The sequence below is a fragment of the Pseudomonas sp. ENNP23 genome (assembly GCF_001728945.1).
Taxonomy (GTDB): Bacteria; Pseudomonadota; Gammaproteobacteria; order Pseudomonadales; family Pseudomonadaceae; genus Metapseudomonas; species Metapseudomonas otitidis.
The window spans coordinates 120,189-137,682 of the sequence record NZ_LYSP01000004.1; the positions used below are offsets into that span (position 1 = coordinate 120,189).

The window sequence follows — 17,494 nt, forward strand, 5'->3', positions numbered from 1 at the left end:
CTGCCAAGGCCGCCGTGACCGGTGCGCCGTATAACTCGGCGCGACTGCCACCTGCCTGCCGAGGTCCCGATGCCCAGCTACAAGGCGCCCCTGCGCGACACCCGTTTCCTGCTCAACGAAGTCTTCGACTTCCCTGCCCACTACCGCAGCCTCGCCAACGGCCAGGACGCCACCCCCGACATGGTCGACGCCATCCTCGGCGAGTGCGCGAAGCTCTGCGAGGAAGTCATCGCCCCGCTCTACCACAGCGGCGACGAGGAAGGCTGCCACCTGGAGAACGGCGAAGTGCGCACGCCCAAGGGCTACAAGGAGGCCTACGACGCCTACGTCGCCGGCGGCTGGCAAGGCCTCTCCCACCCCGTCGAGTACGGCGGCCAGGGCCTGCCCATGAGCCTCGGCGCCCTCAAGCAGGAGATGCTCGGCACCGCCAACTGGCCCTTCTCCATGTACCCCGGCCTCTCCCTCGGCGCCATGAACACCCTCATGCAGCACGGCACCGAGGAGCAGAAACGCACCTACCTCACCCCGCTCACCGAAGGCCGCTGGGCCGGCACCATGTGCCTCACCGAGCCCCAGTGCGGCACCGACCTGGGCCAGGTGAAGACCCGCGCCGACGCCAACGCCGACGGCAGCTACGCCCTCACCGGCACCAAGATCTTCATCTCCTCCGGGGACCACGACCTCACCGAGAACATCATCCACATCGTCCTCGCCCGCCTGCCCAACGCCCCCAAGGGCACCCGTGGCATCTCCCTGTTCATCGTGCCCAAGTTCCTCCCCGGCGCCGACGGCGGCCTCGGCCCGCGCAACGGCGTCAACTGCGGCGCGCTGGAGAAGAAGATGGGCATCAAGGCCTCGGCCACCTGCGTGATGAACTTCGACGGCGCCACCGGCTACCTCATCGGCCCACCGAACAAGGGCCTGGAATGCATGTTCACCTTCATGAACAGCGCCCGCATCGGCACCGCCATCCAGGGCGTCGCCACCGCCGAGCTGGCCTACCAGGGCGCCCTCGCCTACGCCCGCGAACGCCGCTCCATGCGCGCCCTCTCCGGCACCAAGGAACCGGGCGAGGTGGCCGACGTGCTGATGCACCACGGTGACGTGCGGCGCATGCTGCTGACCCAGAAGGCCATCGCCGAAGGCGGTCGCGCGCTGGTCTACCTCGCCACCCAGTACGCCGACCGCATGATCGAAGGCATCCTGCAGAACGACACCGGCCAGTACGAACACTGGGACGACAAACTCGGCTTCCTCACCCCCATCCTCAAGGGCTGCCTCACCGAACTGGGCCTGGAGAGCGCCAACCTCGGCATGCAGGTGTTCGGCGGCCACGGCTACATCCGCGAGCACGGCATGGAGCAGATCGTCCGCGACGCCCGCATCGCCACCCTCTACGAAGGCACCACCGGCATCCAGGCCCTCGACCTGCTCGGCCGCAAGGTGCTGCTGATGACCCAGGGCAAGGCCGTGCGCGACTTCACCGGGCAGATGGCCCGCTTCGCCGTGGACCTGATCAGGCAGGAGCCCGCCATGCGCGGCCGCGCCCTGACCCTGCTCAAGCTCGCCGGGCAGTGGAACGTCCTGACCCTGCGCATCGCCCTGCGCGCCCGCAAGGACCGCGACCTGGTGGGCACCGCCAGCCACGACTTCCTCATGTACGCCGGCTACGCCGCCCTCGCCTACGCCTGGGCCCTGCAGGAGGCCGCCGCCCGCCGCCACCTGCGTGAAGGCGGCAGCGAGTCCGAGGACTTCTACCGCGCCAAGCTGGCCACCAGCGACTTCTACTTCGACCGCCTGCTGCCCCGCGCCAAGGGCCACGCCGCCGCCATGACCAGGCCCACCGCCTCGGTCATGGGCCTGCCGGGGGAGCACTTCGTCTTCGACTGAGCCCCATCCCGGGCCTCCCAGGGAGGCCCGGGACTGGCACGCCCAGGGCTAAAGCAGACCCATGGAAATGTCGCCGTCATAGACCTGATGTTTCCTACAGCCGAACCCCTGGATGGGGGCGCCGCCGCTCTGCCCACCAGTGGTAGCGTCGCGCCGCCCTGAACCCTCCCCAACACGGACACACCGATGACCAGCTCCCGAATCACCTGGGCGATGCTCGCCCTGCTCGCCACCCCGGCCCTTGCCACACCCGATCTGCGGCCCGACGCCTACAACCTGCTCACCCACAACGCCTTCTTCCTCACGCCGCTGCCGTTCAAGTTCAGCTGGAGCAACCAGGAGCGCGCCCGGCTGATGACCCGCGCCGACTACCTGGAAGGCCGCGACCTGGTGATCTTCAACGAACTGTTCGACAACGCCGCCTCCGACATCCTGCTGAGCGGCCTCAAGGACCGCTACCCGCACCAGACGCCCGTACTCGGCCGGTCCACTGCCGGCTGGGACGCCACCACCGGCAACCCCGCCGCCAGCCTCGACGACGGCGGCGTCGCCATCGTCAGCCGCTGGCCCATCGTGCGCAGGGTCCAATACCTCTACAGCGATGCCTGTGGCGCCGACAGGCTGGCCAACAAGGGCTTCGTCTACGTCAAGGTGCAGCGTGGCGAGCGCCCCTTCCACGTCATCGCCACCCACACCCAGGCTGCCGACAGCGTCTGCCCGGACGGCGGCCGTGCCGTGCGGGAGAGCCAGTTCAGGGAAATGCGCGCCTTCATCGACCGCGAGAACATCCCCGCCAGCGAAGTGCTGTTCATCGGTGGCGACCTCAACGTCATCCGCGGCAGCGACGAATACCCGCACATGCTGGCCCAACTGGACCTGCGCGAACCCGACAGCTACGCCGGCGCCTCCGCCACCTTCGACACCCGGCGCAATGGCGTCACCGGCTACCAGTACCCCTACAAGGACAACGGCCCCGGCCAGGCGCCCGGCAACCCGCCGGAGTACCTCGACTACATCCTGGTTTCCAACCGCCATGGCCAGGTGTCCTACTGGCACAACCAGGCGCTGGACATCCCCTCCCCGCGCTGGAGCGCCAGCGACGGCGTCAACACCTGGTACTACCAGGACTACTCCGACCACTACCCGGTGGCCGCCTTCACCTACGCCGACCCGCAGCGCACACCGCAGCAGGCCTACAAGCCCACCGACAACCGCTACGCCCGCGTGGTGCTGCGCAGCCTGGACAACGGCAACGCCCTGCGCACCGGAGCAAAGGCCACCCACTGGGTCACCGTCACCGGCAACGGCCGCGACGACGCCAGCACCTTCAGCCTCAATGCCTGGGACCACTTCGCCAGCTTCTGCGTGCGCAACGGCGACTACGTCACCCTGGAGTCCCGCGCCTACCCCGGCCACTTCCTCACCTGGTACGCCCACGGTGCCGGCAAGTGGGGCTACTACCCCGCTGCTGGCAAGCCCTCGCGGCACCTGCGTGTGCAGATCGACAATGACCAGGGCCAATGCCTGAAGGACGGCGACCAGGTGGCCTTCATCGACTACAGCGGGCAACGCCCCCTGCCCGGCCACGACTACTACCTGAAGATCTGGCCCGACGGCGCCTGGAAGGACCACCTGTTCCTCTGGGGCAACGCCCAGGACGGCAGCCGCTTCCGTGTGGAAGTAGCCCCCACCGCCGTCCACGAGGACTGGCGCAGCAAGTTGCGCTTCTGAACCGGGACGCACCGGGGCCGCGCGGCCCCGGTGCTCAACCCAGCAGCGCTACCGCCACCAGCACCCCCACCTCCACCAGCTCCACCAGCGCTCCGGCGGTGTCACCGGTGGTGCCGCCCAACCGACGCATCAGGCCGCGCCGCCACCCGGCGAACACCGCCAGGGCCGCCAGCAGCGACACCAGCGCCACCCAGCCGAACACCAGCCCCAGCAGCGCATGAGCGCCCAGCACCCAGGGCAGCGCCTGGCGCGGCAGGTGCTCGGCCAGGGCCTGGCCCAGGCCGCCCGGGCGCACATAGGGCGTGGTCATGAACAGCAACGGCAGCAGGCCGCGCGCCAGCCAGGGCGCCAGCAGCAGCGCAGCGATGGGGCCCTGCTCCAGCAGCGCCACCAGCGCGGCGAACTTCAGCAGCAACACCAGCACCAGCACCACCACCGCGATGGGGCCGCTGCGTGGGTCCTTCATGATCGCCAGGGTGCGCTCGCGGTCGCCGTAGCCGCCGACCCAGGCATCCGCCGTATCGGCCAGGCCATCCAGGTGCAGGCCACCGCTCAGGGCCACCCAGGCGGCCAACAGCAGCGCCGCCTTGAGCAGCAGCGCGGTATCCCCCAGCAGCCACTCCAGGCCCAGCAGCAACAGGCCGAGCAGCACGCCCACCAGCGGGTAGAACAGCAGCGAACGACCGATCTGCTGCGGCTCGGGCATGCCCGGCAGGCGCACCGGCAGGCGGGTGAGGAACTGCAAGGCGATCAGCAACGGCGTCATGGCAGCACGATCCGTTGCAGCGAGGCGTGGGGCACCTCGACGCTCATCAGTTGCTGCCGGGGCAGGCCCCGGGCCTGCGCCAGCAACAGGCGGATCACCCCGCCATGGCTGACCACCAACACCGGCCCATCGCCGCCCTCCAGCAGCCGCTGGCGGGCCGCCAGCACCCGCGCCTCGAAAGCCTCCAGTGGCTCGCCGTTGGGCGGGGTGAAGGCATAGGGGTCATTCCAGAAGGCACCGAGCCCATCGGCGTCGGTCTCCATCAGCTCGGCCGCGCTGCGCCCTTCCCAGTCGCCGAAGTGCAATTCGCGCAGGTCCTCGTCGAAGGCCAGGGGCAGCGCCAGCCGCTCCGCCAGCTCGCGGGCGAAGACGGCGCAACGCTGCAACGGCGAGCTGACGATCCGCCCCCAGGGCCCGGCGCCTTCCACGGCGGCGCGCATCTGTGCCCAGCCGGTGGCGGTCAGGGCATCGTCGAGGCTGCCGCGAAAACCGCCACCGCGCTCGGTCTCGCCATGGCGCAGCAGGTCGATGACCCGGCTCATGCCGGGCGGTCCGATACCGCCGCCTCGGCGAAGGTGGCCATGCCGCCGTGCAGCTCGCAGGCCAGGCGCAGCAGCGGCAAAGCCACCGCCGCACCACTGCCCTCGCCCAGACGCAGGCCCAGGTCCAGCAGCGGCTCGGCGCCCAGGGCCTCCAGCACCGCCCGATGGCCGGGCTCGGCGGAGCGGTGGGCAAACAACAGCCAGGGACGGCACGTGGGGTTGAGGCGCACGGCACAGAGCGCGGCAACGCTGCAGATGAAGCCATCCACCAGCACCGGGATGCCACGCTGGGCACAGGCCAGGTAGGCGCCCGCCAGGGCCGCCAGTTCGAAGCCGCCCAGGCGCCGCAGGGCCTCCAGGGTGCCCAGAAGCGGGGCCTCGCAGTGAGCCCGGTGCAGCGCCAGGGCCTGGTCGATCACCTGGGCCTTGCGCTGCACGCCCACCGCGTCCAGGCCGGTGCCCGGGCCCGCCAGGGTGGTGGCGGAGGTGCCGGTCAGGGCGGCAGCCAGGGCGCTGGCGGTGGTGGTGTTGCCGATGCCCATCTCGCCGCCCAGGTACAGGTCGGCGCCTTCGGCACGGGCACGCTCGGCGCTGTCGCGGCCGGCTGCCAGGGCGGCGTGGCACTGCGCTTCGGTCATCGCCGGGCCCTGGGCGAAGTTTGCCGTACCCGGCCCGAGGTTCAGGTGCAGCACACCGGGCAGCGGCTCGATGGGCACGGCGGTGCCCAGGTCCACCAGCTCCAGCGGTGCGCCCTGGGTGCGCGCCAGCACGCTGATGGCGGCACCGCCGCGCACGAAGTTGCGCAGCATCTCGCCGGTCACCGCCTGGGGATAGGCCGACACGCCCTCGGCCACCACGCCGTGGTCACCGGCGAACACGGTGAACCAGGGCCGCTCGATGCGCGGACGCTCGCGGCCCTGCAGGGCAGCCAGGGTCACGGCCACGTCCTCCAGGCGGCCCAGGGCGCCACGGGGCTTGGTCAACTGGCCCTGCCGGGTGAGGGCCAGGTCGCGGGCGGAGGCGTCTTCGGGTTGGCAGGCGGCCAGCCACCAAGCGTCGGTGTTCATCAGGAAGCTCCCTTCAACAGCATGGGCAGGCCGGCGACGGTAAAAGTCACGCGGGTGCAGCGTTCGGCCAGGGCCTGGTGCAGCCAGCCCGCCTCGTCCACGTAGCGCCGGGTCAATTCACCCAGGGGCACCACCCCCAGGCCGGTTTCATTACTCACCAGCAGCACGCGGCCGGGCAGCTCGGCGATGCAGGCCAGCAGCGCATCGCGCTCGGCAGCCAGGCGCGCATCGTCCTCCAGCATCAGCAGGTTGGTGAGCCAGAGGGTCAGGCAGTCCACCAGCAGGCAGGTGTCGGCACCGGCACGCTCGCGCAGCACGCGGGCCAGCTCCACGGGCTCCTCTACCAGACTCCAGTGGTCGGGCCGGCGGGCACGGTGATGGGCGACGCGGGCGCTCATCTCGCCATCCAGCGGCTGGCTGGTGGCGATGTACACCACCGCCAGACCGGAGTCGGCCGCCTGTCGTTCGGCCAGGCGGCTCTTGCCCGAGCGGGCGCCGCCGAGGATCAGTTCAGCCATGGGCAGGCTCCAGGCCGCAGAGGCGGCGCAGCAGGTCGGTGTCCAGGTGGCGCTCGACCTGATCGGCCAGGCGCTCGATGTCGCGCTCGCGCAGCGCCGGGTAGTCCACCGCCTGCACCTGCTCCAGGCCGGCCCAGCGCAGCAGCGCCTCGCGGGCCTCGGCGCCCTCGAACAGGCCGTGCAGGTAGGTGCCGAGCACCTGGCCGTCCGGGCTCAGGGCCCCATCGCAGCGGCCATCGTCCAACTGAACGACGGGGCGCTCCAGGGCCGAGCCCTGGCTGACCCCGGCGTGGATCTCGTAGCCGCTCACCGGCACGTCGCCCAGGCTCAGGCGGCCGCGCACGTTACGCAGTTGCTTCTCCGGCTCCAGCACGGTGTCCAGTTCCAGCAGGCCGAGGCCCTCGCTCTCCCCCGCCGGGCCTTCCAGGGCATGGGGATCGGCGATGCGCCGGCCGAGCATCTGGTAGCCGCCGCAGATGCCCAGCACCTTGCCGCCGTAGCGCAGGTGACGGGCCAGGGCGCGGTCCCAGCCATGTTCGCGCAGCCGCGCCAGGTCGGCGCGCACGCTCTTGGAGCCGGGGAGGATGACCAGGTCAGCCGGTGGCAGCGGCTGCCCCGGCGCAACGAAGGTGAGCTGCACCTGCGGGTGCAGGCGCAGGGGATCGAAATCGGTGTGGTTGCTGATGCGCGGCAGCACCGGCACCGCCACCCGCAGCACCTCGCCGGTCTTGTCGGCCTGGCGGCGGTCGATGGCATCCTCGGCCTCCAGGTGGAAGTCGGTGAGGTACGGCAGCACCCCCAGCACTGGCTTGCCGGTGCGCTGCTCCAGCCAGTCGAGGCCGGGTTGCAGCAGGGCGATGTCGCCCCGGAAGCGGTTGATGACGAAGCCCTTCACCCGTGCCTGCTCGCTGTCCGAGAGCAGTTCCAGGGTGCCCACCAGGTGGGCGAAGACGCCGCCCCGGTCGATGTCGGCGATGAGGATCACCGGGCAGTCCACCGCCTCGGCGAAGCCCATGTTGGCGATGTCGTTGGCGCGCAGGTTGATCTCCGCCGGGGAGCCGGCGCCCTCCACCATCACCACCTGGTAGCCCGCCTGCAGGCGCTGGTGGGAGGCCAGCACCGCCTGCAGGGCGACCTTCTTGTAGTCGTGGTAGGCCACAGCATTCATCGAGGTGACGGCGCGGCCGTGGATAATCACCTGGGCGCCGGTGTCGCTGTTGGGCTTGAGCAGCACCGGGTTCATGTCGGTGTGCGGCGCCAGCCCGCAGGCCTGGGCCTGCACCGCCTGGGCGCGGCCGATCTCGCCGCCATCGGCGGTCACCGCGCTGTTCAGCGCCATGTTCTGCGGCTTGAACGGCACCACGGCCACGCCCTGGCGCTTGAGCCAGCGGCACAGCGCGGTCACCAGGGTGCTCTTGCCGGCGTCGGAGGTGGTGCCCTGCACCATGAGGGTGGTCATGCGAACTCCTGGTTGAAGCCGGCCAGCGCCTCGTCGAGGCGGCGCCAGCCGGCCGCGTCAGGCGGCAGGCCGAAGCGCAGGCTGGGCGGTGCGGTGAACAGCCGGGTGAGGATGCCCCGCGCCGCCAGGTACTCGTGCAGCACCTTGGCGTGGGGCATGGCCACCCACTGGAACAGCGCGCAGCCGCCGGTGGGCACCAGATCGTGGCCGGCCAGCAGGGCCTCCAGGCGCTGCCCGTCGGCCTGCAGGCGCTCGCGCTGCCGGGCCTGGCCGGCGCGGTCTTCCAGCAGGCTCCGGGCCAGGGCGCGGGCCGGGCCGCTGACGGTCCAGGGGCCGAGCAGTTCGTCCAGTTCGCCCAGCAGCCGCCCCTCGGCCAGCACGAAGCCCAGGCGCAGGCCGGCCAAGCCGAAGAACTTGCCGAAGGAGCGCAGCACGATCAGCCCCGGCAGGTGGCTGGCATTGGCCAGGCTCTGCTCCGGGGTGACGTCCATGAACGCCTCGTCCACCACCAGCCAGCCACCGCGCTCGGCCAGGCGGCCGTGCCAGTCCAGCAGCAGGTCCGGGGTGAAACGCTGCCCGGTGGGGTTGTTGGGGTTGACCACCAGCAGCACGTCGAGGCGATCCACGGCGCGGCGGGCGCCGGCTTCGCTGATCTCTTCGAGGCGGTGGCCTTCACGGCGCCAGGCGGCGGCGTGCTCGGCGTAGCACGGCGAGATGATGCCCACCTGGCTGCGCTTGCGCAGACGCGGCAGGGCCTGGATCGCGGCCTGGGAGCCGGCCACCGGCAGCAGCCCACAGGCGCCGTAGTAGTCGCGGGCGGCGTCTTCCAGGCCGTCGTCCCGCTCCGGCAGGCGGGCCCAGGCCTGGGCGGGGATCGGCGGCAGGGTCAGGCCGTAGGGGGCGATGCCGGTGGAGAGGTCCAGCCAGTCGCCTTCGGGAATGCGATAGCGCTGCGCGGCCAGGCGCAGCCGTCCGCCATGTTCAAGCAAGGAGCCACCCTCCGACGATCAGTACGGCGACCCAGAGCATCACGCCCTGGCGCACCAGGTCCATGCCGCGCTGGATGTCGACGGCGCAGGCGGGCTCGCCCTCCCCCAGGCGCGGCCGCTCGTGCAGCTCGCCGTGGTAGATCGCCGGCCCGCCCAGTTGCACGCCCAGCGCGCCGGCGCCGGCGGCCATCACCGGGCCGGCGTTGGGGCTGTCCCACAGCGGCGCCTGCTTGCGCCAGCACTGCAGGGCCAGCGCTGTCTTGCCGAGCACGGCGTAGGTCAGCGCCACCAGACGCGCGGGGATGTAGTTGAGGACGTCGTCGATGCGCGCCGCCGCCCAGCCGAAGCGTTCGAAGCGCGCGTTGCGGTAGCCCCACATGGCGTCGAGGGTGTTGGCCAGGCGGTAGAGCACCACCCCCGGCGCGCCGGCCACGGCGAACCAGAACAGCGCGGCGAACACCGCGTCGCTGCCGTTCTCCAGCACCGATTCGGTGGCGGCGCGGGCCACGGCGCTGTCGTCCAGCTCGCGGGTGTCGCGGCTGACCATGTAGCCGACCCGTTCCCGCGCGCGGGCCAGGTCGCCCTGCTCCAGCGCCTGGGCCACCGGCTCGGCGTGTTCGTTGAGGCTGCGCAGGCCGACGGCGGCATACAGCGCCAGCACGCTGACCACCCAGCCCAGCCCGGGGATATCGGCCAGCAGCCAGACCACCGCCGTCGGCGGCAGCACCGCCAGCAGCCAGGCGCTGACGCCGTGGCTGCGCCAGCCGCGTCCGCCCGGATTGAAACGACGCTCCAGGCGCTCGGCCCAGCGGCCGAACAGCACCAGCGGGTGGCCGCGACGGGGCTCGCCGAACAGGGCGTCCAGCAGCAGTGCGACCAGTGTGGTCAGGCCCAGGCTCATTGCGTGTGTCCCCAATGGTTCTCGAACAGCAGATCACTCAGCGGGCGCGGTTGCGCCCAGCCTTCCAGCGCCAGCATCGGCGCCGGGTAGAAGGCTTCCACCGGGCCCAGGCAGAGCACCGCCAGGGGCTTGCTGCCGGGCGGCATGCCCAGCAGGTCGGCCAGGGCCTGGGGCTCGAACAGCGAGACCCAGCCCATGCCCAGCCCTTCGGCGCGGGCGGCGAGCCAGAGATTCTGAATGGCGCAGGCCAGCGAAGCCATATCCATTTCCGGCAGGGTGCGTCGCCCGAAGACATGGGCTTCGCGCCCGTCCATCAGACCGGCCACCAGCAGCTCGGCGCAGTCGAGGATGCCTTCCACCTTCAGCCGCATGAATTCGTCGGAACGCTCGCCCAGGGCCTCGGCGGTGCGCACCCGCTCCGCCTCCACCAGGCCGTGGATGGCCTCGCGCAGCGCCCGGTCGCGGATGCGGATGAAGCGCCAAGGCTGCATCAGCCCGACGCTGGGCGCCTGATGGGCAGCCTGCAGCAGCCGCGCCAGCAGCTCGGGCGCCACCTCACCGCCGACGAAGTGACGCATGTCGCGGCGCTCGGCGATGACCCGGTAGATCGCCTCGCGGTCCTCGGGGCGGTAGGCGTGGTCGCTCATGGGCGCAGCAGCTCCGCGGCCGCCCGGGGGTTGGACGGCAGGTAGAAGTGGATGTACGAGGCAGTCAGCCGGCCGATGCGGTACACCGCCTCGGCCACCGGCTTGTCGTTGGGACACAGGCCGCGCACCAGCGGTGCCTCGGGGGACTCCAGCAGCGAGTGGTGGAAGGTGTGCCCGCGCAGGGTGCCTTCCGGCAGCGCGGCTTCCTGCAGGGCCAGGGCGGCCAGGCGCTTCTGCATCACCGCGCGGCCGGGCAGCAGGCCCAGCAGCTCGGCGGACTGGCCGGCGGCATCGGTGAGCGCCTCCAGCAGGTAGAGCATGCCGCCGCACTCGGCGAGGATCGGCTTGCCGGCCTGGTGGTGGGCGCGGATGGCGGCGGCCATGGCCGGGTTGCCGGCCAGTTGCGGCAGGTGCAGCTCCGGGTAGCCACCGGGCAGGTAGAGGCTGTCCACCGTCGGCAGTTCGGCGTCCGTCAGGGGCGAAAAGTACACCAGCTCGGCGCCCAGGCGCTGCAGCAGGTCGAGGTTGCCCTGGTAGAGGAAGGCGAAGGAGGTGTCACGGGCGACGCCGATGCGCACGCCCTCGAGCCAGGGTTCGAGGGGTTCGTCTGCCGGCGCGGCGAAGGCCACGGCGGGCGGCAACGCCACTTCGGCGCTGGCGGCCAGGGCATCGGCGGCGGCATCCAGGCGGGCGTCCAGGTCGGCCAGCTCCTCGGCCTGCACCAGCCCCAGGTGGCGGCTGGGCAGCTCCACCTCGGCGCTGCGCGGCAGGGCACCGTACCAGCGGATCCAGTCCGGCAGGCTGTCACGGATCAGGTCGCTGTGGCGCTGGCTGCCAACGCGGTTGCCGAGGACGCCGGCGAACGGCAGGTCCGGTTGGTAGGTGGCCAGGCCCACGGCCAGGGCGCCGAAGGTCTGGGCCATGGCGGCGCCGTTGATCACCCCCAGCACCGGCACGCCGAAGTGCCGCGCCAGGTCGGCGGCGGACGGCGAGCCGTCGAACAGCCCCATGACGCCCTCGATGAGGATCAGGTCCGCCTCCCCCGCCGCTTCCCACAGCAGGCGCCGGCTTTCGGCCTCGCCGATCATCCACAGGTCCAACTGGTAGACCGGGTGGCCCGAGGCGCGGGCGAGGATCATCGGGTCGAGGAAGTCCGGCCCGCACTTGAACACCCGCACGCGCCGGCCCTGGCGGGCGTGCAGGCGCGCCAGGGCGGCGGTGACGGTGGTCTTGCCCTGGCCGGAGGCGGGGGCGGCGATGAGCAGTGCGGGGCAGGTGCGGGTCATCAGAACTCCACGCCCTTCTGGGCCTTCACCCCGGCCTTGAAGGCGTGCTTGACCAGGCTCATCTCGGTGACGGTGTCCGCCGCCTCGATCAGCGCCTCGGGCGCGCCCCGGCCGGTGGCGACCACGTGCTGGTGCTCGGGGCGGGACTCGATGTCGCGCAGCACCTCGTCCAGCGCCAGGTAGCCGTGCTTGAGGGCGATGTTCAGCTCGTCGAGCACCACCAGGCCCACCTCGGGGTCGTCCAGCAACTCACGGGCCACGGCCCAGGCGGCGCGGGCCTTGTCGATGTCGCGCTGGCGGTCCTGGGTGTCCCAGGTGTAGCCCTCGCCCATGACGTGGAAGCTGACCTCTTCGGGGAAGCGGCGGAAGAAGGCTTCCTCGCCGGTGGACATGCCGCCCTTGATGAACTGCACCACGCCCACCTTGAAGCCGTGGCCGAGGGCGCGGGCGACCATGCCGAAGGCGGAGCTGCTCTTGCCCTTGCCGTTGCCGGTGTGCACCAGCAGCAGGCCGTACTCGTCCTGGGCCTGGGCGATCTTCTCGTCGATCAGGGCTTTCTTGCGCTGCATGCGCGCCTTGTGGCGCTGGTCGCGTTCGGGGGATTCGCTCATGGGAGTCCTCGGTTCGGGGCCGACACGGGCGCCGGCGGAAGATGCGCAGTTTACGCCGGGGGCGGGCTGTTTCGCCGCCCTCGGCCACGATGCTCAGGGGTTACAGGGCCTGGTAGCGAACGCTGAAGTAGACGGCCTGGCCAGGCTGGTTGAAGTCCTTGGCGGTCTCGTAGTCGGCAGCGAAGAGGTTGCTGACCTTGGCTTGCAGGCGCCACTCCTCGCTCAGCCAGTACTCGCCCCGCAGGTCGAGGGTGGCAAAGCCGGCCAGGCGGTCGTCGTTGGCGACGTCGTCGAAACGCCGGCCTTCGGCATGCAGGGTGGCGCCCAGGCCGATGGCGCCGATGCGCCGGTCCAGGTCCAGGTTGAACACCTGCTGGGCACGACGCGGCAACTGATTGCCGTGGTTGCCGTCGTGGGCGCGGTTGACGCTGTCGAGCAGGGTCAGGTTGGCGTTCCAGTCCCAACCGAGCCAGCGGCTGCCGAGGCTCAGCTCGGCGCCGTCGATGCGCGCCTTGCCGATGTTGTTGGGGCCGCCGAAGGGGCCGGTGCCGGCCTGGGCGTCGTGGACGATGAGGTCGTCGACGTGGGTGCGGAACAGGTTGGCCGACCAGTGCCCCCAGTCGTGCTCGCCGCGCAGCGCCGCCTCGAAGCTTTCAGAGGTCTCGGCCTTGAGCCTGGGGTTGCCGTAGCCGGGGTAGTACAGCTCGTTGAAAGTGGGGGCCTTGAAGGCGGTGCCATAGCTGAGGCTGAAGCGCAGCGCATCGCTGAGCGCATAACCCCAGGCGGCGCTGCCGGTGTCGTGGCGGCCGAACTGCTGGTTGTTGTCGCGGCGCAGGGCGAGTTGCCAGTCCTGTCGGCCGGCCTCCCCCAGGTACTGGGCGAAGGTGCCGCGGTTGAGGCGCGAGTCGCGGTCGAAGTGGGTGGAGCTGTCCACCTCGTCCTGCTGCCAGTCATGGCCGAGGCTGAGGGTGTGGCCCTCGGTCAGGGTGAGCTCGTTGAGCCAGGAGGCGGTGTTGCGCTGGCTGTCGAAGCGCGAGTCGAACTGCCCGCCGGCCTCGGTGCGCGACAGGTCTTCGCTGCGGCCGGCCTGGAGGGTGATGCCCCAGGGCTCCACCGGGCTGAAACGGGCGCGCCCGCCGATGACACGCTGCTCGTTGTCGGCGTTGGCATTGCGGCCGCCGCCGGGGCTGAACGGGGACACCAGGTCCAGGTCGGTGTGGGCCTTGGCCCGCAGGAGGGTGCCGTCCAGTTCCAGGCCGTTGTCGAAGCGGTAGCCGGCGCGCAGGGTGCCGGAGAGGTTGCGGTAGCCGTCGGCGTCGCCCTCGTGGTAGCTGCTACGCGGGCTGATGGCGTCGATGCCATCGCTGTCCTGGCTGCTGATGCCCAGGCTGTACCAGCCCTGCTCGCCACCGCCGCTGACGCCGGCGCTGCCCTGGTAGCTGTCGTGGGTGCCGTAGCCGGCGGAGAACCAGGGCTTGGCAGTGCCGTCGCCGCTGCCCTGACGGGTGAAGATCTGGATCACCCCGCCGATGGCTTCGGAGCCGTAGAGGCTGGAGCGCGGGCCGCGGACCACTTCGATGCGCTCGATCAGCTCCACCGGCAGGTCCTGGAAGGCGGCCAAGCCGTTGCTGGCCGCACCGATCTTCACCCCGTCCACCAGCACCAGCACGTGATCGGACTCGGCGCCACGCATGAACAGCGTGGTGTTCTTGCCGGGGCCGCCGTTGTTGCTGAGGGTGACGCCGGGCACCTGGCGCAGCAGCTCGGGCACCGAGCGGGCCTGGCTGCGCTCGATGGCGTCACGGTCGATGACGGTGGTGGCGGCCAGACTGGCGCGCACAGGCTGCGAGGTGCGCGTGGCGGTGACGCTCTGCGGCGTCAGTTCGAGGGGCTCGCCATGGGCGGGGAATACGGCGCCAAGGCCGAGCAGCATCCATGTGGCGGATGCCCGGGATACGGGGGACTGCATGTGGGTCTCCGTCGCGCCACCCGCGCGACTCCAGGGATGGACGCATGGCCGTGGCCATGCCCGCTCGCACCGGGCCGGTCTCCGGGCTTGCGAGCGGAACCTGGGGTTCCCTGACCGCGCCTTCCCATGCCTGGGCACAGTGGCTGGATGCGGTGGTTGACTCGCCTACCGTTGCGGGGGCAGCGCCGGATTCTTGATGGAATGGACCGGCTTCCCTGTTTCACCCCGCCGGCCAAAAACCGTGGGGCACCTGGTGCAGGCGCGCAGCTTAGTGGCGTGTCTGAGCAGGGTCAATCAGCCGGAGCCCGCGCCGGTCGGGCGGGGTGAGCCAGGGTTCATTGAAGCGGCAGGCGGATGCGGAACTCGGCGCCGCCCAGGGGCGAGTCACCCAGGGCCAGTTCGCCCTCGAAGCTCTCGACGATGTCCAGCACCACGGCGGTGCCGATGCCCTGCCCCGGGTGCTGGGCGTCGGCCCGCTCTCCGCGCTGGAGGATGCGCGCGCGCTGGTCCGCCGGTACGCCGGGGCCGTCGTCCTCGACCACCAGCTCGCAACTGGCCCCGTTCTCCCGGGCGCTGACCCGCACGGTGCCGAGGCACAACCGGTAGGCGTTCTCCAGCAGGTTGCCGAGCATCTCCAGCAGGGCGCCCTGCTCCACGGGCACCTGCAGGGCCGGGTCGAAGTCCCGCAGGACCTTGACCCGCTTGTCGCGGTAGACCTTGTCGAGGGCGTCACAGAGGGTGTCCAGCAACGGGGCGAGCTGCACCCGGTGGCGCACCAGGCCGCTCTTGCGCAGGGTGGCCCGTTGCAACTGGTAGCCGATCTGCTGGCTCATGCGTTCGATCTGGTTGCGCAGCACCCGCGCCGGTTCGGTGTCGCCGGGGCGGGCGGCGATGGTTTCGCTGACGCCCTGCAGCACCGAGAGCGGTGTCTTGAGGCTGTGGGCCAGATCGTCGAGGGAATGGCGGTAGCGCTCGCGCTGGCGGCGTTCGCTGTCCAGCAGGCGGTTGAGGGACTTGGTCAGGCGCAGCAGTTCGCGGGGGTGGGCGTCGCTCAGGGCGTCACGGGTACCGGACTCCACCTGGTCCAGCTCTTCGCTGAGGCGGCGCAGGCTGCGAAAACCCCAGGTGAGGCCGAACCAGAGCATCACCAGCAGCGCCAGCAGGGCCGTGCCGAGCCAGAAGTAGAGCTGTTGGAGGAAGCCGTCGTGCATCACCTGGTAGTCGCTCATCGGTTGCATGGTGACGATGCTGAAGGCAGCGGCCTGGCCGCGCAGCAGGTCGATCTCGACGTCGTAGACGAAGAAGCGTCGGCTGCGATCGTCGTGGATCTGGGTGAACTCGTGGCCACGCCCGTCGTAGCGCGGCAGGTAGTGGACGCTCTCGTCCTGGGAGGAGCGTGACTGCCAGATCAGCCGGCCTTCACTGTCGTAGATGAAGCCGAGCTGGTGGGCGTCGAGGTTGTCGAACTCCTCGTCGGGGAGCTTGTCGGGCATGTCGAGCTTGCCGTCGACGATGCGGGCGGCGGCGATCAGCGCGCTGGCATCGGCCGCGAGGCGCTTCTCGATGGCCTGCTCCATGGCGGTGTCGAACGCTTTGCTGAGCACCGGCAGCAACGCCAGCATGAACAGCACCGCCAGGCCGGCAGCGCCGAGCATCAACCGCAGACGCAGGGAGAACCCCGCCAGGGGGTGTCGCCTCATCGGCAGCGCTCGGTGAACAGGTAGCCCTGGCCGCGCACCGTGTCGATGGGGCGGAAGCCGTTGTCACCCTCGAGCTTGCGCCGCAATCGGCCGACCAGCACTTCGATGACATTGGGGTCGCGCTCGTCGTCGTCCGGGTAGAGCTGCTCCATCAGCCGCTCCTTGGCGACCACCTGCTGATGGTGGCGCATGAGGTATTCGAGGATGCGGTATTCGAAGGCGGTGAGCCCCAGGGACTCGCCATTCATCAGCGCCTGCTTGCGGTTCAGGTCGAGCACCAGCGGGCCGGCCTCGATGGTGGACTGGACGAAGCCGGACGAACGCCGCAGCAGGGCATTGAGGCGAGCCTCCAGCTCTTCGAACTGGAACGGCTTGACCACGTAGTCGTCGGCGCCGGCGGCCAGGCCCTCCACTTTGTCCTGCCAGTTGCCGCGGGCGGTCAGGATGAGGATGGGGAAGGTCTTGTCGCGGCTGCGCAGTTGGCGGATCAGGTCGAGCCCGCTCATGCCGGGCAGTCCCAGGTCCACCACCGCCAGGTCGTGGTGGTACTCCTCGGCGCGGTAGAGCGCCTCCTCGGCATCGGCGACTGCGTCCACCACGTGGCCCTGCTCGCCCAGGCGGGTATAGAGGTGGTGGCGCAGCAGCGCCTCATCTTCCACGACCAGCAGTTTCATCGTCTTCTCCATAAGGAGGGCCGGGCAATCGCCCGGCCCTGATGCAGCACGAGGTTAGAACTTGTAGCTGGCGCCGATGTAGGCCTGGGAGCTGCTGTGCAGGTCCAGGGAGCCCAGCTTGGGGCCACCATGGGGCGCGACTTCGGTGCTGGCGTTGGTGCGCAGGTAACGATAGCCGGCCTCGATGGAGGTGTTCTTGTTCAGCTCCTGGAGGATACCGGCCTGCAGGCCGGCGGCGTAGCCGATGTCGCTGTCGCGACGCAGGCCGGAGCCGTCCTGCTCGAGCTTGACCAGGCCCAGGGTGGCACCGCCGAACAGCTTGGTGTTGTTGTCACCCAGGGGGAGGAACAGGTCGTAGCTGCCGAGCAGGTTCTGCTGGCGCAGCTTGTTGCCGCTGTAGGTGTCGGAGAAGTTTTCGTAGGTCGCGTAGTAGCGGCCCTTGTCATCGGCCTGGCCGGCGCGAATGCCCCAGGTGCCGGTCTTGTGGATGACCTTGTCCAGGCTCGGGTGATCCATGTTGGCGTTCAGCGCCGAGGAGTTCTGGATGTTGTTGTTGGTCTGACCCCAGGTCAGGCCCACGAAGGGCTCGGCGGCGTGGGCGGACAGTGCGGTGAAGCCCAGGGTGGTGGCCAGCGCGAGGGGGGTGATGATCTTTTTCATGAGGGGTATCTCCCTTGTTGACGTGTGTAGGTGTCGAACTCGGGAGCCATGATGCAGGCGGTCCACTGAACCGCCCCTGAACCC

General features: G+C 70.5%; 16 protein-coding genes and 1 riboswitch. Of the genes, 2 read left to right on the forward strand and 14 right to left on the reverse strand.

All coding sequences use genetic code 11. The annotated features are described in order from the left end of the window. The first annotated feature begins 69 nt into the window (after window positions 1-69). Complete coding sequence (locus tag A9G05_RS03825) at window positions 70-1,890, forward strand: acyl-CoA dehydrogenase C-terminal domain-containing protein (RefSeq protein ID WP_069559705.1); 1,821 nt, start codon at window positions 70-72, stop codon at window positions 1,888-1,890. A gap of 186 nt (window positions 1,891-2,076) precedes the next feature. Continuing rightward, window positions 2,077-3,621, forward strand: coding sequence for a sphingomyelin phosphodiesterase (gene sph / locus A9G05_RS03830; RefSeq protein WP_069559706.1), 1,545 nt, complete (start codon window positions 2,077-2,079; stop codon window positions 3,619-3,621). A 34-nt stretch (window positions 3,622-3,655) separates the two neighbouring features. Here the strand turns inward: sph and A9G05_RS03835 are convergent, their stop codons facing one another. The 14 genes from A9G05_RS03835 to A9G05_RS03900 all read right to left on the reverse strand — a co-directional run bounded on the left by A9G05_RS03835 (window position 3,656) and on the right by A9G05_RS03900 (window position 17,410). Beyond that, a complete protein-coding gene (locus A9G05_RS03835) occupies window positions 3,656-4,387 on the reverse strand; it encodes an adenosylcobinamide-GDP ribazoletransferase (RefSeq protein ID WP_069559707.1) in 732 nt (243 codons plus the stop codon). Next, window positions 4,384-4,929, reverse strand: a complete 546-nt coding sequence (cobC, locus tag A9G05_RS03840) for an alpha-ribazole phosphatase family protein (protein ID WP_069559708.1) — start codon at window positions 4,927-4,929, stop codon at window positions 4,384-4,386. The genes A9G05_RS03835 and cobC overlap by 4 nt, the downstream gene beginning before the upstream one ends. Continuing rightward, complete coding sequence (gene cobT / locus A9G05_RS03845; RefSeq protein WP_069559709.1) at window positions 4,926-5,996, reverse strand: nicotinate-nucleotide--dimethylbenzimidazole phosphoribosyltransferase; 1,071 nt, start codon at window positions 5,994-5,996, stop codon at window positions 4,926-4,928. The genes cobC and cobT overlap by 4 nt, the downstream gene beginning before the upstream one ends. Then, complete coding sequence (gene cobU, locus A9G05_RS03850) at window positions 5,996-6,514, reverse strand: bifunctional adenosylcobinamide kinase/adenosylcobinamide-phosphate guanylyltransferase (RefSeq protein WP_069559710.1); 519 nt, start codon at window positions 6,512-6,514, stop codon at window positions 5,996-5,998. Before cobU ends, cobT begins: the two co-directional genes overlap by 1 nt. Further along, on the reverse strand, window positions 6,507-7,973 hold the full coding sequence (locus A9G05_RS03855) for a cobyric acid synthase (protein ID WP_069559711.1): 1,467 nt from the start codon (window positions 7,971-7,973) through the stop codon (window positions 6,507-6,509). Before A9G05_RS03855 ends, cobU begins: the two co-directional genes overlap by 8 nt. Next, a complete protein-coding gene (cobD, locus tag A9G05_RS03860; RefSeq protein WP_069559712.1) occupies window positions 7,970-8,962 on the reverse strand; it encodes a threonine-phosphate decarboxylase CobD in 993 nt (330 codons plus the stop codon). The genes A9G05_RS03855 and cobD overlap by 4 nt, the downstream gene beginning before the upstream one ends. Continuing rightward, a complete protein-coding gene (cbiB, locus tag A9G05_RS03865) occupies window positions 8,955-9,863 on the reverse strand; it encodes an adenosylcobinamide-phosphate synthase CbiB (protein ID WP_069559713.1) in 909 nt (302 codons plus the stop codon). Before cbiB ends, cobD begins: the two co-directional genes overlap by 8 nt. After that, a complete protein-coding gene (gene bluB, locus A9G05_RS03870) occupies window positions 9,860-10,510 on the reverse strand; it encodes a 5,6-dimethylbenzimidazole synthase (RefSeq protein WP_069559714.1) in 651 nt (216 codons plus the stop codon). Before bluB ends, cbiB begins: the two co-directional genes overlap by 4 nt. Beyond that, on the reverse strand, window positions 10,507-11,796 hold the full coding sequence (locus tag A9G05_RS03875) for a cobyrinate a,c-diamide synthase (RefSeq protein ID WP_165675140.1): 1,290 nt from the start codon (window positions 11,794-11,796) through the stop codon (window positions 10,507-10,509). Before A9G05_RS03875 ends, bluB begins: the two co-directional genes overlap by 4 nt. Continuing rightward, window positions 11,796-12,407 carry a cob(I)yrinic acid a,c-diamide adenosyltransferase gene (gene cobO, locus A9G05_RS03880; protein ID WP_069559716.1) on the reverse strand — a complete coding sequence of 204 codons (612 nt, stop codon included), beginning with the start codon at window positions 12,405-12,407 and terminating at the stop codon, window positions 11,796-11,798. Before cobO ends, A9G05_RS03875 begins: the two co-directional genes overlap by 1 nt. Window positions 12,408-12,507: 100 nt before the next feature. Then, complete coding sequence (gene btuB, locus A9G05_RS03885) at window positions 12,508-14,340, reverse strand: TonB-dependent vitamin B12 receptor (protein ID WP_139131073.1); 1,833 nt, start codon at window positions 14,338-14,340, stop codon at window positions 12,508-12,510. Between the two features lie 90 nt (window positions 14,341-14,430). Then, a riboswitch (cobalamin riboswitch) is annotated at window positions 14,431-14,645 on the reverse strand. 66 nt (window positions 14,646-14,711) lie between these two features. Then, the gene (locus tag A9G05_RS03890) at window positions 14,712-16,076 is read right to left on the reverse strand and encodes an ATP-binding protein (RefSeq protein ID WP_069559718.1); all 1,365 of its coding nucleotides are present in this window, start codon (window positions 16,074-16,076) and stop codon (window positions 14,712-14,714) included. Beyond that, complete coding sequence (locus A9G05_RS03895) at window positions 16,073-16,750, reverse strand: response regulator (RefSeq protein ID WP_069559719.1); 678 nt, start codon at window positions 16,748-16,750, stop codon at window positions 16,073-16,075. Before A9G05_RS03895 ends, A9G05_RS03890 begins: the two co-directional genes overlap by 4 nt. A 54-nt stretch (window positions 16,751-16,804) precedes the next feature. Then, window positions 16,805-17,410: an outer membrane protein gene (locus A9G05_RS03900; RefSeq protein WP_069559720.1), complete on the reverse strand. Its 606-nt coding sequence runs from the start codon at window positions 17,408-17,410 to the stop codon at window positions 16,805-16,807. Window positions 17,411-17,494: the final 84 nt, after the last annotated feature.

Excerpts from the sequence above, each read along its gene's own strand:
- bluB (WP_069559714.1), bottom strand. The coding sequence starts at position 10,510 with ATGAGCGACCACGCCTACCGCCCCGAGGACCGCGAGGCGATCTACCGG.
- A9G05_RS03855 (WP_069559711.1), bottom strand. The coding sequence starts at position 7,973 with ATGACCACCCTCATGGTGCAGGGCACCACCTCCGACGCCGGCAAGAGC.
- sph (WP_069559706.1), top strand. The coding sequence starts at position 2,077 with ATGACCAGCTCCCGAATCACCTGGGCGATGCTCGCCCTGCTCGCCACC.
- cobC (WP_069559708.1), bottom strand. The coding sequence starts at position 4,929 with ATGAGCCGGGTCATCGACCTGCTGCGCCATGGCGAGACCGAGCGCGGT.
- A9G05_RS03825 (WP_069559705.1), top strand. The coding sequence starts at position 70 with ATGCCCAGCTACAAGGCGCCCCTGCGCGACACCCGTTTCCTGCTCAAC.
- A9G05_RS03890 (WP_069559718.1), bottom strand. The coding sequence starts at position 16,076 with ATGAGGCGACACCCCCTGGCGGGGTTCTCCCTGCGTCTGCGGTTGATG.
- A9G05_RS03895 (WP_069559719.1), bottom strand. The coding sequence starts at position 16,750 with ATGAAACTGCTGGTCGTGGAAGATGAGGCGCTGCTGCGCCACCACCTC.
- A9G05_RS03835 (WP_069559707.1), bottom strand. The coding sequence starts at position 4,387 with ATGACGCCGTTGCTGATCGCCTTGCAGTTCCTCACCCGCCTGCCGGTG.
- cobO (WP_069559716.1), bottom strand. The coding sequence starts at position 12,407 with ATGAGCGAATCCCCCGAACGCGACCAGCGCCACAAGGCGCGCATGCAG.
- cbiB (WP_069559713.1), bottom strand. The coding sequence starts at position 9,863 with ATGAGCCTGGGCCTGACCACACTGGTCGCACTGCTGCTGGACGCCCTG.
- A9G05_RS03875 (WP_165675140.1), bottom strand. The coding sequence starts at position 11,796 with ATGACCCGCACCTGCCCCGCACTGCTCATCGCCGCCCCCGCCTCCGGC.
- cobU (WP_069559710.1), bottom strand. The coding sequence starts at position 6,514 with ATGGCTGAACTGATCCTCGGCGGCGCCCGCTCGGGCAAGAGCCGCCTG.
- btuB (WP_139131073.1), bottom strand. The coding sequence starts at position 14,340 with ATGCTGCTCGGCCTTGGCGCCGTATTCCCCGCCCATGGCGAGCCCCTC.
- cobT (WP_069559709.1), bottom strand. The coding sequence starts at position 5,996 with ATGAACACCGACGCTTGGTGGCTGGCCGCCTGCCAACCCGAAGACGCC.
- A9G05_RS03900 (WP_069559720.1), bottom strand. The coding sequence starts at position 17,410 with ATGAAAAAGATCATCACCCCCCTCGCGCTGGCCACCACCCTGGGCTTC.